Genomic DNA, 15851 nt, shown 5'->3' with positions numbered 1-15851 from the left:
CGTTTCTCTTCGTTCGCTATGACCAGCTTACGGTGGGACTTCCACCCACAAGAGTGCGCCCATGCTGGGCGCACAATGACAAAAGCCCGGCGGGTGGCCGGGCTTTTGCGCTTCCTGGTACGCTCTACCTACTCCAGGAAAGTCATCGGGTTGACCGGGGACGCATCCTTGCGCACCTCGAAATGCACCTGCGGCTGCTTGACGTCGCCGCTCATGCCGGAGACTGCGACGGTCTGGCCGCGCTGGATCTTCTGGCCGCGGGTGACGCTCAGCGTATCGGCATTGCCGTAGACGGTGACGGTGCCGTCGTCGTGACGGACGAGAACCGTGTTGCCGAGTTCCTTCAGGCCGTTGCCGGCATAGATGACGACGCCGTTTTCAGCGGCCTTGATCGGCGTGCCCTGCGGTACCGAGATGTCGATGCCGTCATTGCGGTTGCCGTTGACGTTGGCGCCATATGAAGCGATGACCTGGCCGCGGACCGGCCAGCGATACTTGCCGATGCCGGTCGATTCCGGTGCGGCGGAGCTGACGTCAGACTTTTTCTCGACATCGTCGACCGTCTGGGTGGCGGCCGGCGCCTTGTAGGGCGCAGGCTGAGCGGAGGCTACCTGCTGGGCGGGCGCCGCCGGAGCCGGCTTCGGATCGACCTTTTCGGCCGGGATCGATGCCGTCTTGATATTGTCGGCAGTGCCGGCCGGGATCTTCAGCGCCTGACCGACCCTGAGCGAGCTGGCCGAAAGATTGTTGGCGGCCTTGAGATCGTCGATATTGGAGCCGGTCGCCTTGGCGATCCTGGCCAGCGAGTCGCCCTGCTTGACGACATAGGTGCCGGCAGGCGCTTTCGGATCCTTGCCGGCGCCGGCCGGAAGCTTGCCGGTCGAATCGGCGCTCGCCATGGTCTTGTCGCGGGCCGAATTGGCGCCGGGAACGACGGCGACGTTCTGCTCCGGCGCCTTCACCGGCTCCGGCATCTTGCCGGGCTTGGAGAGATCGGCCGTCTGCGATGCCGCCTTGGCAGCATTGCCGCCGTTGAAGGTCGGAATGAGGATCGCCTGGCCGGGCTTGGCCGCCGATGCAGTCTTCAGGCTGTTGACGCGCAGGATTTCATTTTCCGGAACACCGAAGCGCCGGGAGAGCGTAGCGATGCTTTCACCCGGACGCAGCGTCACGGAAGGCGCATTGGTTGCAGACCAGCCGGAAACCTTCGGCGTCGTGCCCGTCGTCAGAGGATCAGGCGTTGCCTTAGGCTGAGCGGGAGCGACCAAACGGTGCTTTTCAGCCTGGGGCGATGCCGGGAAAGGCTGAGCGAGCGCGACTTCCCTCTCCCGCTGCCGGGAGGGTGCCGCCGCCGTCGGCGCAGCCAGCTCGGAACGCTGCACCGAAACCGGCGCGGACGCCATGCGTGCACTCGACGTACGGACCGGATCGTAGCTCGGGCTGGCCGGATAGGGCTGATTCAGCGCACCATTGCCGCCACCGTAACCCGACTGGCTGGCAACAGCGGAACCGCCGAGATCGGCGCGCGGCACCGGATCGCCCTGAGGGGCGCTCCTGCGCGGAATGGAACTGGTGGTGATCTGATCCTGCCCTGAGGAGGAAAACAAGCCGCCGAACCGTGTCACATCGGAACTGCAGCCCGTTGCGGCACTTGCAAGCAGGCCCACAACCAGAAGATTACCGGCGGACTTCCCGAACTTCGGCGAAAGACTGAAACGCATTGACTCGACCCACTGAGAACGCAACCATTTGTGAGTCTATTAAAACGCGTTAGTATTACCACGCGGTTAAGATGCTGGAATCAGTACGATATTTTTGAGAAGTTGATAACCATAGCTTACGGGTGAAAAATCGCAGTGCTTCGAACAGGATACGGAAAAGTCCGGGCGGTTTCGGGCGACATGCTGCTCTCCTTTTTCGATGGAGATGCGAATTTGAGATTTCAGGCCGATCTGCTCTGAAATCATCCGCCTCTACAGCAGCGAGGCAAGGCGCGGAACGATCGGCAGATAGGGTGCTTCGAACAATTCCTCACGTTCGAAACGGCTGCCGGTTTTGGTCAGTCGCACCATGCGACACTCGTTCTCGGAGATCATCAGCGGGGCGATCATCGAGCCACCGGAAACCAGCTGGTCGGTATAAAAGCGCGGCATGGCGTTGAAGGCCGCGGTCACCAGGATGCGGTCGAAGGTGCCCTCCCCCTGCATGCCGGCACTGCCGTCGGCATGGCGGACGATGACGTTGCGCAACCCAAGCGATTCCATGCGTTTCTGCGCAGCCGATGTCAGCGTCTTGTAGCGGTCGATGGACAGAACCCGCTCGGCCATGCGGCCGATGACGGCAGCGGTAAAACCGCTGCCGGTGCCGATTTCCAGGACACGCTGTCCTGGTTTGACTTTGAGGTGATGCAGGATGCGGACGACAAAATCGACGCCTTCAAGGAAGGAGCCGCATTCGATCGGTATCGTCCGGCTCGAATAGGCGTCATCTGCAAATTGTGGCGGCACGAAGAGCGAGCGCTGCGTCTGCTCGACCGCCGTCAGCAGATCGAGGTCGGAGATGCCTGCGGCACGCAATCTGAGGACGAGCGCCGCAAAGCCCTCCTTCTCGGCCAGTCTTGCCGTCAAACCTGTGCTCCGTATCCCAAGGCCCGCGCCACGCGGTCCGTTACGGAATAATCGGTCAGATCCAGTTTCAAAGGCGTTACCGAAATCTTGTTATGCTTCAGCGCGTGAATGTCGGTGCCTTCGATGAAGGCGCCGGCGCGCTCACCGAACTTCAGCCAATAATAAGGGAAACCCCGCCCATCAGAACGAGCGTCGACCTGCAGGTTGAAGGCGAGCTTGCCCTGCATGGTCACCTCGGCGCCATCGACCTCATCGGGACGGCAGTTCGGAAAGTTGAGATTGAGGAATGTGCCCTCCGGCAGATCCAGGACCATCAGTTTTTCCAGAAGAGCCGGCGCATGTGTCTCGCAGACTTCCCAGGGTACGATGCGCGCACCGTCCTCATAGAGATAGGCCTGGCTCAGCGCGAAGGAGCGCACGCCCTGCATCGTGCCTTCGATGGCGCCGGCGATCGTGCCGGAATAGGTCACATCGTCGGCAACGTTCGAGCCCGAATTAACGCCCGACAGCACGAGATCGGGCTTGATGTCCATCACCTGCCGGATGCCCATGATGACGCAATCGGTCGGCGTGCCGCGCAGCGCGAAATGCTTGTCGGAAATCTTGCGCAGCCGCAAAGGTTCGGACAGGCTCAGCGAATGGGCAAGGCCGCTCTGGTCGGTCTCGGGCGCCACGATCCAGACATCGTCGGACAGGGTGCGGGCAATCCGCTCCAACGCGGCGAGGCCTTCGGCGTGAATGCCGTCGTCATTCGTAAGCAGGATGCGCATCGCCTCAGGCCGCCCGTTCGATCTTGGTCAATCCGCCCATATAGGGGAGCAAAACGTCCGGAATCGTGACGGAACCATCCTCGTTCAGATAATTTTCGAGGACAGCGATCAGGCAGCGGCCGACAGCGGTGCCGGAGCCGTTCAGCGTGTGGACGAACCTGTTGCTCTTGTCGTCCTTGCCGCGGTAGCGCGCATTCATGCGTCGGGCCTGGAAATCGCCGCAGACCGAGCAGGAGGAAATTTCGCGGAAGGCATTCTGCCCAGGCAGCCAGACTTCGAGGTCGTAGGTCTTGCGCGAGCCGAAGCCCATGTCGCCGGTGCAAAGGGTCATCGTGCGAAAATGCAGACCGAGGCGCTTCAGCACTTCTTCGGCGCAGGCGGTCATCCGCTCATGCTCGGCAATCGAGCTTTCGGCATCGGTGATCGAGACGAGCTCGCATTTCCAGAACTGGTGCTGGCGCAGCATGCCGCGCGTGTCGCGGCCGGCCGAGCCCGCTTCCGAACGGAAAGACGGCGTCAATGCGGTGAAGCGGAGCGGCAGTTTCTCCTGATCGAGGATTTCCTCGCGCACCAGATTGGTCAGCGTCACCTCGGCCGTCGGGATCAGATAGCGGCCGTCTGTGGTCTTGAAGAGGTCTTCTTCGAACTTCGGCAGACTGCCGGTGCCGAACACCGCCTCGGCGCGCACCATCAGCGGCGAGCTGACTTCAGTATACCCGTGCTCGCGGGTGTGGAGATCGATCATGAACTGGCCGAGCGCTCGCTCGAGCCTGGCGAGCGGGCCGGTCATCACCGTGAAGCGCGAGCCGGAGAGCTTGGCGGCGCGCTCGAAATCCATGTAGCCGAGCGCCTCGCCGATCTCGAAGTGCTCCTTCGGCGTGTGGTTCCAGCGCGGCTTTTCGCCGACGGTGCGGGTGACGACATTGTCGTGCTCGTCCTTGCCGACGGGCACTTCGTCGAAGGGGATGTTCGGGATGCGCGACAGCGCATCGCTGAGTTCGGCGGTCAGCTGCCGCTCTTCTTCCTCGGCTGCGGGCAGCGTCTCCTTGATATCGGCGACCTCTGCCTTCAGTTTTTCGGCCAGTTCGGCGTTCTTCTGCGCCATGGCCGCGCCGATCTCCTTGGAGGCGGCATTGCGGCGGGAGAGCAAATCCTGCGCCTTCTGCACGGCAGACCGGCGCTTTTCATCGAGGGCGACGAGACTTTGGGCCAGAGGCTCCGCACCGCGCTTGGCAAGGGCGGCATCGAGCGCTTCGGGATTCTCACGGATCCATTTGATATCGAGCATCGTCGTTCCAGGTCGTTGCAACAGAAATGACCCGGCCAAAGCCTGACCGGGCTTCGACCGGATGAGACGGCGTCACAAAGGGATTTCCAGGATCGCCTCAGACGCTGTCCGTCTTGGCAACGTCCGCGGATTCGGTTTCCTTTTCGAGCGCCTGCCGAGCACGCTGGCGCTCCACGAGTCGCGCCGCATGAATGGAAATCTCGTAGAGAAGGATCGTCGGTATCGCAAGGCCGATCTGGGACATCGGGTCCGGCGGCGTCAACACGGCGGCGACGACGAAGGCAAGCACGATGGCGAATTTGCGCTTTTCGGCGAGCCATTGCGATGTCAGCAGGCCGACGCGGGCAAGCAGCGTGGTGATGACGGGAAGCTGGAAGACAAGGCCGAAGGAGAAAACCAGCGTCATGATCAGGCTCAGATATTCCGAGACCTTCGGCATCAGCGAGATCGCCACCTCGTCATGCCCCGGCGCCTGCTGCATCGACAGGAAGAACCACATGACCATCGGCGTGAAGAAGAAATAGACGAGCGCGGCCCCCATCAGGAACAGGACCGGCGAGGCGATCAGGAACGGCAGGAAGGCCTGGCGCTCGTTCTTGTAGAGGCCGGGCGCCACGAATTTGTAGACCTGGGCGGCAATGATCGGGAAAGCGACCACAAGGCCGCCGAACATCGCCACCTTGACCTGGGTGAAGAAGAATTCCTGCGGCGCGGTGTAGATGAGCTGCGCCTTCTCAACGTCGAGATGCGCCCATTCCACGGCCGTCTTGTAGGGAATGACCAGATAGTTGAAGAGATGCTTGGCAAAAAAGAAGCAGGCGATGAAGGCGACGAAAAACGCGCCGATCGACCAGATCAGCCGCGTGCGCAGCTCCATCAGGTGCTCGATCAGCGGCTGCGGCTTGTCTTCGATGTCACCGCTCATGCCTCGTCCTTCTCTGTCTGCGCCGGCTTCTTCGGCGTTGCAGGCTTCCTGACTGCCGTCGTGCGCTTGGGTTTTTCCACCGGCACGGCAACAGCGGCCGCGGCATCGACCTTGTCAGCGGCTTTGACGCGCGGCTTGCGCACGGGTTTCGGCTTGTCGGCAACCGTATCGGCCTGGACAATCGCTGCTGCTGGCTCAGCCTGCGCAGGCGCAGGCACCAAAGGCGGCGTTTCCGGCAGGCTCATCGACGACGTCGGGGCGGAAACCGCGGCCGGCGGCACTTCGGTCTTATTTTCCGGAGCGGCGGACGCCTTCTGCAGGTCGGCCTTGATCTCGTTGCCCATCTGGCGAAGCGGATTCATCGCCTCGCGCAGGCTGTTGACGGGGTTGAGCTTCTGGGCGTCGCTGATGGTCTGGCGGACGTCGTCAAGCTCGGCTTCGCGCAATGCTTCGTCGAACTGCGCGCGAAATTCACCCGCGACCTTGCGGGCGCGCTGCGTCATCTTGCCGAAAGCGCGCAGCATCGGCGGCAAATCCTTGGGACCGACAACGACGATCAGCACGACCGCGATGACCAAAAGCTCGGTCCAGCCAATATCGAACATGCAAGGCTCCTGGACGGGAAGCGCGGGGGCTGCGCTTTTTCCCGGACTTGGTTACTTCGTTTCGTCGGCCTTGTGATCGACGGTCTTTGCCGTCTCCGGCGCGTCCTCGTCCGTCATGCCCTTCTTGAAGCTCTTGATGCCCTTGGCAACGTCGCCCATCAGTTCCGGAATCTTGCCGCGACCGAACAGCAACAGCACGATGACCAGAACGATCAACCAGTGCCACATGCTAAAAGAACCCATCATTACCATCACTCCCTGTTTCGTTGTTCCCACGATGTAAGGATTTCTAACACCGTTTCCAACATCAAGCCCTTCGAACTGCGCTTAATGTCACGGTATCGCCCTTTGTGACAAGTCACAGACCCGTCGAAAAAACGTGATCACCATTCTTTTCGCCACGCATGGCAAAAGCAAGACGAAGCCGTTCAATCTTCGGATGCAGAGCGGGGTGCGAGCAACCCAAGTTCCTCCAGATCCATCTGGGTGATCGGGTCTTCATCCTCGGTGAGTTCGTCGTTCATCGGCGAGGGAATATTGAAGTTCGCCGGAATGCGGCCCGACAGCAAGCCCGCTCCCTTCAACTCTTCGAGACCGGGCAGATCGCGCAGCTCTTCCAGACCGAAATGATCGAGGAAATCGCGTGTCGTGCCCAATGTCACCGGCCGGCCCGGCGTGCGCCGGCGGCCGCGAAACCGCACCCAGCCGGCCTCCATCAGCACGTCGAGCGTGCCGCGCGAGGTCTGAACGCCGCGGATATCCTCGATTTCGGCACGCGTCACCGGCTGGTGATAGGCGATGATCGCCAGCACTTCGAGAGCGGCGCGCGACAGCTTCTTCACCTCATTGTCGTCGCGGCGGATGACGAAGGAGAGATCGGCGGCGGTGCGGAAGGCCCAGGCACCCTCGACCTGCACGAGATTGACGCCGCGCGGCGCATATTGCTCCTTCAGGCGCAGCATGATGGCACGCACATCGGTCTTTACAGGCAGGCGCTCGGCGAGGAAGCCTTCCGAGACAGGCTGCGACGAGGCGAAGACCAGCGCCTCGGCGATGCGCTCGGCCTCGATCTCGGCCTGCAGCTCGTGGCTCCTGTCTTCGAAACCGCCCTGGAAATCCTCTTCGCTGTTTGGATCGATCAAGCCGGCTGCTCCTGCTCCACCACCTGCAGCGTGGCGTGTTTGGGACCGCGGCGCATGTAGATCGGCTGAAAGGCGCCGTCCTGGCGGATTTCCAGCTTGCCCTCGCGCACCAGCTCCAGCGAGGCGGCAAAAGCGCTGGCGATCGCCGTGACGCGTTCCTCCGGCGCTGCGAGATAACGCAGCAGATAATGCTCCATCGCCGTCCAGTCGCCTATCTCGCCGATCATCTGGGTCAGCAATTCGCGGGCATCGGTCAGCGACCAGACATTGCGCCTCTCGATCGTCACCTGGGTGACGGCATTGCGCTGGCGCAGCGCCGCATAGGCGGTCAAAAGATCGTAGAGGCTTGCCGCATAAGCGGATTGCTGCCGGTCGGGAATATGCTCGGGCGCACCGCGCGCGAAGATGTCGCGGCCGAGGCGGTTGCGGTTGACGAGGCCTTCGGCCGCCTGACGCATGGCTTCGAGACGCTTCAGCCGGAAGGCGAGCGTCGCCGCCATCTCCTCGCCCGAGGGACCGTCATCCTTGACCTGCTGGGGGATGAGCAGCCGCGACTTGAGATAGGCGAGCCAAGCCGCCATGACGAGATAATCGGCGGCCAGCTCGATGCGGATACGCCGGGCGCTTTCGACGAACTGCAGATATTGTTCGGCGAGCGCCAGCACGGAAATGCGCGACAGGTCGACCTTCTGGTTGCGCGCAAGATAGAGCAAGAGGTCGAGCGGGCCTTCGAAACCGGCGACATCGATCACCAGCGCCGGCTCGTGGCTGGCGCGCTCGGCGCCATTATCCTGCCACAGCTTGTCCATCGGCGTTGCCGCCTGCGGACGTTCCGTGCCCTTGACCGTGTTCACCACCCTGCTCCTCTGCGATCAGACTACCGCAAACATTGCTTCGAATTCCGCCCTCAATTCCGCTTCATCGGCGGCATCCGGCGCTGAGAAGCCAGCTTCCACTGCTTCCGCGCGGGCAAGCGACGCGCCGGCCAGCGGGGGAACATTTGCCACGACATCCAGCATCTCGTCCATATGGCCATTGCAATGCAGCACGATATCGCATCCGCCTGCAATGATATTCGCCGCGCGTTCGCCGATCGTGCCGGAAAGAGCATTCATCGAGCTATCGTCGGAGAGCAGCAGACCGGTAAAGCCGATATGCTCGCGGATGACGCCGTCAATCACCTTGCGCGAGGTCGTCGCCGGATTGTCGGGGTCGATCGACGTGAAGACGACGTGGCAGGTCATCGCCATCAGCTCGTCCTTCATCGCGACGAAGGGCGGGAAATCATGGGCTTCCAACTCATCGCGGGAAACGGTGACGACAGGCAGTTCCAGATGTGAATCGGCAAAGCCGCGGCCGTGGCCAGGCATATGTTTCATGACAGGCAGAAGACCGCCGGCCTTCAGCCCTTCGGCAGCCGCCCGGCCCATGGCGATGACGGTCTCGGGATCGCCGCCATAGGCGCGGTCGCCGATGACGTTGCTGCTGCCCTCGACCGGCACGTCGAGCACCGGCAGGCAATCGACATCGACGCCGAGGCGTGAAAGGTCGAAGGCGTGCAGCCGCGACATCACCCAGGCGGCGCGCAGGCCGAGCGCCGGGTCGCGGCGATAAAGATCGCCGAGCGCCTGGCCCGAGGGATAACGGACAAAGACCGGCGGACGGATCCGCTGGACGCGGCCGCCCTCCTGGTCGATCAGCACCGGGGCATGCCAGCCGACGCTGTCGCGCAGTTCGGCGACAAGATCGGTAATCTGCCCTGCTTCGGAGATGTTGCGCCCGAAGAGAATGAAGCCCCAGGGCCGCTCGCCCCGATAGAAGGCTTTCTCTTCGGATGTGAGGGTGAGGCCGCTGCAGCCAAGGATCATCGCTTTTGATTCGGTCATATGAGAATCATAGACGCCGCCCGGCCAAATGCGAGCAAGGTCCAGCGCGATGCACAAAAAAGAGCGGCGGACCGATCGGGCCCGCCGCTCTTAAAAACTGCGCTCAAACCCGATCCTATTTGGAGATCAAGCAGCTTCCGCCCGCCGCGCGATACTGTTCGCAGAGTGCTGCGGCTTCGTCCTTGGAGCCGGCCGGAATGCGGACACGGTAGAAGGTGCCCTTGCCGGCGACATCGGCCCTGCGGATCTCATGAGCACGGCCGCCCAGCACGCCGGCGAATTTCTTCGACAGGCTGGCATAGGATTTATTCGCCTCGTCTTCCGATGGCAGCGAGGCGATCTGGATGCCGTAGCCGCCGGCGGACGCGGCCTGCTGCTGCGGCTTGGCGGCGGCTGGCGTTGCGGCAGCGACCTCCGTCGTCTTCGGCTGCTGTGCGGGCTTCGGTTCCTGCGCGGTTGGGCGGACATTGCCCTTCTCGGTCACGGTGCCGACGACGTTGACGGGCTGATCGGCCGGCCGGGCGGTCGGAATCGGAGCGGTATCGGTGATCGCCGTGGTCTTGACCGGGCGCACCGCCGGATCGGCCGGGGCGGGATTTGCAGCCTGCGTGTCGGCGTCAGCGGCAAGCGGCGGCTGGGCAGGCGCTGCAGAACGCGCATCGGCGGAAGCAACGGCGTTTGACGGGAAGCTTGCGGCCGTTCCACCCACCGCAGGCACGGACGGGGTCGACCGGGCCGTCAACGGCTGCGTCGCCGGGGCAGACGCTGTCGCCGGGGCGGACGCTGTCGCCTGGGCAGACTGCGTCGCCTGGGCAGACGGTGCCGCCAGGGCCGACGGCGTCGCCTGGGCAGACTGTGTCGGCTGGTCGACGGGCTCCGGTTCTTCACGGGCGACCAGGGTGCCGTCAGGCTTGACGATCATCGTGCGAACCTTGCGCGGCGAAACGGACGGCGTCTTGTCGGCATCGCTTGCGGAAGCGGTGTCGGCATTGCCCTGGTTCGGCAGCAGACGCGGATCCTCCGTTTCACCGACCGCGGTCGGTGAAACCTGATCGCCGGGGTTGGCGTTCTCGTCGTCCTCAGGCAGCGATTCCGGTGTCAGTGTGCGCTGGACGACATCGACCGGCGCCTCGTCGGAAGAAACCAGCGCCTTCTGCTTCGGCTCCTCGGCAGAACCCGCAACACGGTCGTAAACGGCCTTATCCTGGTTCGGGACGGTCTTGCCGCCGGGGTTTTCCGGAACGACCTTGACCGGGTCCTTGTCGGCAACGATCACGCGCGGCTCGCCGGATGCGACGATGCCGAGCCCCTCGCCGTTCCAAACGGAGGAATAGACGCCATAACCGACGCCGGCAAAGACCACGAGCACGACGGCTCCGGCCAGCAGCCGGCGCATCGACCGGGCGCGGCTGAAATCAGCCGCCTGGCTTGCCGATTCAATCCGGACCTCGGAGGTCTCGCGGCGCTCGACCGGCTCGCGCACGCTGCGGCGGAAATCCTCCTCCAGCGCCCGCTCGAAATCATCGAGGCCATCGGCGATGGTGGGCTTGACCGGCTTTGCCGCGGCGGCGGCCGTATCTCTGGCCGGGACCGGGTTTTCCCGTGGCTTGGCCGGTTCGAAGAAGCTCGCGATCTCCGCGTCGAGATCGAAATCCAAATCCTGAGCTTTGGCGACCGGCGCGGGCTGCTCGACCGGCGGCAGCGCCGGCACATGCATGTCCTCGACCGTTTCAGGGCGCTCCTCCGGATCGGAGATCATCGCCGGATCAAACGGCAGGTCTTCGGTGGAGTCCGAGACTGGCGCCGCCCAGTTGAAGGCCGGAGCCGGAGCGGGAGTCGGAACCTGCGGCGCGGCAGAAAAGGCCGGAGCAGGCCGTGCCGGGGCGGAAGCCGCCGGCTGGAAAGCAGGAACTTGCGGCTCGGGCGCGAAAACCGGTGCGGAGTGAGCCGCGACGGTCGCGGCCTGCTGGGAAGCACGGACCGGCGGCTCCGGCTGCGGCGCGGGCTCAGCCGCCTTCAGCTCGGGCGGTTCGGAGAAATCGAGATCGGCAAGCTCCAGCTCGATGCCGGCAAGATCCAGCTCGAAATCATGGCCGGCGAAGGGGTCGTCGGCTTCCGCTACGGGCTGCGGCGCCCGCGAATATGCCGGTGCGGCGGGCTTAGGCGCAGCAACGTCGGCAAGCTGCGGCGCGACCGGCCTTGCGGCTTCGGCAGCATAGACCGACGCCGGCTCGACCGGCACTGGCCGAACGGGGGCTGCGGCGACCGGTGCGGGCGCAATCACTTGCGGCTCGACGAATGCAGCGGCCACGGGGGCAACGGCAACCGGCGCTGCCTCGATCGATACGGCCTGCGGCGAAACGGGCGCCTGATTGGGGCGTTGCGGCACCGGATAACGCGAAACGTCGGCGAGCAGATCGTCAAGATCGAAAGTGCCGGCAGTATGCGGAACCTCCGGCACGACCTCGGTCAGCGCAGCATCGGCCTGGATCTCGCCTTCGACGGCGGCGGCAATGAGATCGAAACCGGCGTCGGATCCGAAATCTTCCAGCTCGTCTTCGATTTCGACGAAGTCCTCGGCCTCGGCAGGTTCTTCCGACGCAATCACCTCGTCGTGGCGATCGAGCTCGGCAGGAAAGCCAAGCGACGGCGATGCGGATTCGAATTCCTCGGACGGCTCGACATTGACGACGGGGGTCAGTTGCTCGACGACGGGGGCGGAGGGCTCGGTGACCGGCTGCGGCTCTGCAGCGGCAAGCTCGACGGGCGGCGCTTCAGCCACCGGTGCTGCTGGAGCCGCTTCAGCCACAGATACCGACGGAACAACCGTTTCCTCGCGTTTTGCGGCATGGAAATTGGCAAGCGGCAGCCTGATGCTGGCGGCCGACCATTGCGGCGCCTTGGCGGGCTGCGGCAGCTGAGAGACCGGAGCAGTGCCGATCGACAGCTCAAGCTCCTCGATCAGGTCCCGCGCACCGCCGAAGGCCGATTGCACTGGCACTCCGGGAGGCTCGACGGCAAGCTGCTGCGGCCAGGCCGCCCGGTCATCGGCTGGCGCATCCCAGTTGCCTGCCTCAGGCCCAACGGCTTCCTCGCCAGAGACTAATGAAACCGGCTCGGAAATCTCCGCCCTCTCGGCAGCAGGAGAGACATCGAGTGCGGGCTCGATGTAATCGTCAGGAGCGACGTCATCGGAGATCGGCTCGGCTGGCCGATCGAGCTCGGCCAGCGGACGCGGCGAAGCGTAACGGTCGAACTCGCGCCCAAGCTCGTCTTCGAGATCGAGGGCGGGCTCGCGCCGTGCTTCGGTCACCGTATTTGCTGCGACACGCGGCTCGAAGCCGACGATACGGGCAAGTTCGGCCAACGGATCATCGTCGGCAAACAGATCGTCTTTTCCGCGCGTATCATACGCAAGTTGTTTATCAGCCATGCCTATCCCACTCGCAAACGCCAACTCTGAGATGCCAGCGCATTGTGGGGAAATGGTGACGTTATCGCATTTCGTCCGGTGCGGCAGTGCCTGTAATGGCAAGTCCCGACTTCAAAACCGACGCGACGGCGTACACCAGCCCAAGTCTGGCAATACTTGATTCTCGGTTTTTATCATTAACAAATCGTAATTCCGGCTGATCTTTACCTTTGTTCCAGTGCGCATGGAAGGAACTGGCGAGGTCGTAGAGGTAAAAAGCGAGGCGATGCGGCTCCTGCGACTGGGCCGCCGCCTCGACTACACGCGGGAATTCAGCAAGCTTGGCGACGAGCTGCAATTCGGCCGGATCGCCAATGCCAGCAACGGTTTTCGCGAGTTCGGCGGGCGAAACTTCGAGGTCGGGAAAAGCCTCCCTCGCCTGCCGGAAGACCGACATGCAGCGGGCATGCGCATATTGCACGTAAAAAACCGGATTATCTTTCGACTGTTCCGTCACTTTGGCGAAATCGAAGTCGAGCGGCTCGGAATTCTTGCGGTAAAGCATCATGAACCGGACCGAATCACGGCCGACTTCCTCGACGACATCCCGAAGCGTGACGAAATCGCCCGAACGTTTCGACATCTTCACCGGCTCGCCGTTGCGATAGAGCTTGACGAGCTGGCAGAGCAGCACCGTCAGCTTTGCCTTACCTTCCGAAACGCCGCGTGCAACCGCTTCCAGGCGCTTGACGTAGCCGCCATGGTCGGCGCCGAGCACATAGATCATCTCGTCGAAACCACGATCGAACTTGTTCTTGAAGTAAGCGACGTCGGCGGCGAAATAGGTGTAGGAGCCGTCCGACTTGATCAGCGGCCGGTCCATATCGTCGCCCACCTCGGTCGAGCGGAACAGCGTCTGCTCGCGATCCTCCCAATCCTCGGGGAGCTGGCCCTTCGGCGGCGGCAGCGTGCCCTTGTAGACATAACCCTTGAAGGTCAGGTCGTTGATCGCCGTGCGGATAGCGGCTGCGCCATTGGCATGCAGCGTGCGTTCGGAGAAGAAGATGTCGTGATGGACGTTCAGCGCCGCCAGATCTTCGCGGATCATCACCATCATCGCGTCGATGGTGCGGTCCTTGACGATCGGCATCCATTGGTCTTCCGGCATGTTGTGCAACCGCACGCCGTAATCGGCGGCCAGCGACTGGCCGACGGGCACGAGATAGTCACCCGGGTAAAGACCGGAGGGAATTTCGCCGATCTTTTCGCCGAGCGCTTCGCGATAGCGCAGGAAGACGGAACGGGCGAGCACGTCGATCTGCGAGCCGGCGTCGTTGATGTAATATTCCTTCTCGACGCCGTAGCCGGCAAAAGCGAGCAGGTTGGCGAGCGCATCGCCGACGACGGCGCCGCGGCAATGGCCGACATGCATCGGGCCGGTCGGATTGGCCGAGACATATTCGACGTTGACCTTCCGGCCCTCGCCGAGCGTCGAGCGGCCGTAATCGGTGCCGGCGCCGATCATCGAAGCGAGCAGCCGCTGCCAGTAACCGACAGCCAGACGAATGTTGATGAAACCGGGACCCGCGACCGAAACATCGGCGACGTCGGCATCTTCCCGGAGTTTGGCAATGATGATGTCGGCCAGCGCGCGCGGGTTGGTTCCGAGCGGTTTTGCCAAGACCATTGCGGCATTGGTCGCAACGTCGCCGTGGCTCGCGTCACGCGGCGGCTCGACGGCGATGCGGCCGAAATCGAGCTCAGATCGCTTTTCCCTGACCAGATCTATCTGTTCAAGGGCGGTTTTGATCCTGGCTTCGAAGTCGGTAAAAAGGTTCATCGCACTCTTCCATGCATAGGCTGTGCCAAAGGCTCAAATCAGGCCTCGGCGGGGCGACCGCTGCCTATCGCAAATCCGGAGTGTGGTCAAACAAGCGCCTGTGGGCACTGATCGCGTAGGTGTCGGTCATACCGGCAAGATAATCGCCGACATGGCGGGCCTTCGGCGCATCGGCGAGACCGGCGATATGATCGACCCAGTAATGGCTCTGCATCTCTTTGGGATTGGCCATGTAGGCGGCAAAGAGATCGGTGACGATCCGGGCCGCACCGGCGCGGATGCGCATGATATCGGGATTGCGATAGATGCGCTTGAACAGCATCGCCTTGATCTGCCTGTCGGTTTCGGCCATCCCTTCGGAAAAGGTGGCGATAACCCGGTCGGCGCCGCGGATGTCGGCTGCGCTCTCAGGACGCAGCTGTGAAAAGCGCTCCTGCGCCACGCCGATCACGTCTTCGACCATGCGGGTGATCTGCCGGCGCATGATTTCATGGGTGAAGCGGCTCGGCTCCAGATGCGGGTATCGCGCCCTCACCTCGGCCATCAGCCCGGCCAGAAACGGGATTTCCTCCAGCATATCGAAAGTCAGGTAGCCGGAGCGCAGGCCGTCATCGATGTCATGGGTGTTGTAGGCGATGTCGTCGGCGATCGCCGCAACTTGGGCTTCGAGGCTGGCATAGGTTGCGAGTTCGAGATCGTGCAGTTCGCAATAATCGAGGATAGGCTGCGGCACCGGGCCGCGTGTGCCCACACCATCGGCCGTCAGCAGCGGACCATTGTGTTTGACGAGGCCTTCGAGGCTTTCCCATGTCAGGTTGATGCCGTCGAATTCGGCATAACGCCGCTCCAGCTTGGTCACGATGCGCAGCGATTGGGCATTGTGGTCGAAACCGCCATAGGGCAGCAGCACCTCGTGCAGCGCGTCCTCGCCGGTATGACCGAACGGCGTGTGGCCGAAATCATGCACGAGCGCCACGCCCTCGGCCAGGTCCTCGTCGAGCTTCAGGGCGCGGGCCAGCGCGCGGGCAATCTGCGCCACCTCGATCGTATGCGTCAGCCGGGTGCGGTAGTGATCGCCGTCCTGGGCGATAAAGACCTGGGTCTTGTGCTTCAGCCGGCGGAAGGCGGTAGTGTGGACGATGCGGTCGCGGTCGCGCTGGAAATCGGAGCGCGTCGGGCTTCCGTCCTCGTGATAGAGCCGTCCTCGCGACGTCCAGGGGTCGGCCGCATAGACCGCCCTTTCACCGCTGCCGAAACCTAAAGCACGCCTATCGATCGTCATTCTTCACCGTCATCCTGCATGTTGCCGCATCTGCCCATTGACGCCGCTTTGCGCTCTTCATACCTATAGCCCGA

At 63.0% G+C, this 15851-nt stretch carries 13 protein-coding genes; all 13 read right to left on the bottom strand.

The annotated features are described in order from the left end of the window. Positions 1-128: 128 nt before the first annotated feature. Entirely contained in the window at positions 129-1721 is a 1593-nt protein-coding gene (locus tag CO666_RS20795) for a peptidoglycan DD-metalloendopeptidase family protein (RefSeq protein ID WP_097614085.1), read from the bottom strand. Between the two features lie 252 nt (positions 1722-1973). After that, positions 1974-2627 (bottom strand): protein-L-isoaspartate(D-aspartate) O-methyltransferase, encoded by a 654-nt coding sequence (locus CO666_RS20790; protein ID WP_097614084.1) that lies wholly within the window; start codon positions 2625-2627, stop codon positions 1974-1976. Beyond that, positions 2624-3397 (bottom strand): 5'/3'-nucleotidase SurE, encoded by a 774-nt coding sequence (gene surE / locus CO666_RS20785; protein ID WP_017964058.1) that lies wholly within the window; start codon positions 3395-3397, stop codon positions 2624-2626. Before surE ends, CO666_RS20790 begins: the two co-directional genes overlap by 4 nt. Positions 3398-3401: 4 nt before the next feature. Next, a complete protein-coding gene (gene serS / locus CO666_RS20780; RefSeq protein WP_097614083.1) occupies positions 3402-4685 on the bottom strand; it encodes a serine--tRNA ligase in 1284 nt (427 codons plus the stop codon). 97 nt (positions 4686-4782) lie between these two features. Then, complete coding sequence (tatC, locus tag CO666_RS20775) at positions 4783-5610, bottom strand: twin-arginine translocase subunit TatC (RefSeq protein ID WP_097614082.1); 828 nt, start codon at positions 5608-5610, stop codon at positions 4783-4785. After that, the gene (gene tatB, locus CO666_RS20770; RefSeq protein WP_097614081.1) at positions 5607-6215 is read right to left on the bottom strand and encodes a Sec-independent protein translocase protein TatB; all 609 of its coding nucleotides are present in this window, start codon (positions 6213-6215) and stop codon (positions 5607-5609) included. Before tatB ends, tatC begins: the two co-directional genes overlap by 4 nt. A gap of 51 nt (positions 6216-6266) precedes the next feature. Further along, positions 6267-6458, bottom strand: coding sequence for a twin-arginine translocase TatA/TatE family subunit (locus CO666_RS20765; RefSeq protein ID WP_064709192.1), 192 nt, complete (start codon positions 6456-6458; stop codon positions 6267-6269). Between the two features lie 185 nt (positions 6459-6643). Beyond that, positions 6644-7357 (bottom strand): SMC-Scp complex subunit ScpB, encoded by a 714-nt coding sequence (gene scpB / locus CO666_RS20760; protein ID WP_097614080.1) that lies wholly within the window; start codon positions 7355-7357, stop codon positions 6644-6646. Further along, positions 7354-8211 carry a segregation and condensation protein A gene (locus tag CO666_RS20755; protein WP_097614079.1) on the bottom strand — a complete coding sequence of 286 codons (858 nt, stop codon included), beginning with the start codon at positions 8209-8211 and terminating at the stop codon, positions 7354-7356. The genes scpB and CO666_RS20755 overlap by 4 nt, the downstream gene beginning before the upstream one ends. Positions 8212-8229: 18 nt before the next feature. Beyond that, entirely contained in the window at positions 8230-9243 is a 1014-nt protein-coding gene (gene nagZ / locus CO666_RS20750) for a beta-N-acetylhexosaminidase (protein WP_097614092.1), read from the bottom strand. A 115-nt stretch (positions 9244-9358) separates the two neighbouring features. Beyond that, positions 9359-12676 carry an SPOR domain-containing protein gene (locus CO666_RS20745; RefSeq protein ID WP_097614078.1) on the bottom strand — a complete coding sequence of 1106 codons (3318 nt, stop codon included), beginning with the start codon at positions 12674-12676 and terminating at the stop codon, positions 9359-9361. Positions 12677-12737: 61 nt separating this feature from the next. After that, entirely contained in the window at positions 12738-14495 is a 1758-nt protein-coding gene (gene argS, locus CO666_RS20740; RefSeq protein ID WP_097614077.1) for an arginine--tRNA ligase, read from the bottom strand. A gap of 64 nt (positions 14496-14559) precedes the next feature. Further along, entirely contained in the window at positions 14560-15777 is a 1218-nt protein-coding gene (locus tag CO666_RS20735) for a deoxyguanosinetriphosphate triphosphohydrolase (protein ID WP_097614076.1), read from the bottom strand. Positions 15778-15851 lie beyond the last annotated feature (74 nt).

It is taken from the genome of Rhizobium chutanense (assembly GCF_002531935.1).
GTDB lineage: Bacteria > Pseudomonadota > Alphaproteobacteria > Rhizobiales > Rhizobiaceae > Rhizobium > Rhizobium chutanense.
The sequence above is the reverse complement of the archived record's forward strand: the minus strand, read 5'-3'. Positions and strand labels throughout refer to the sequence as shown.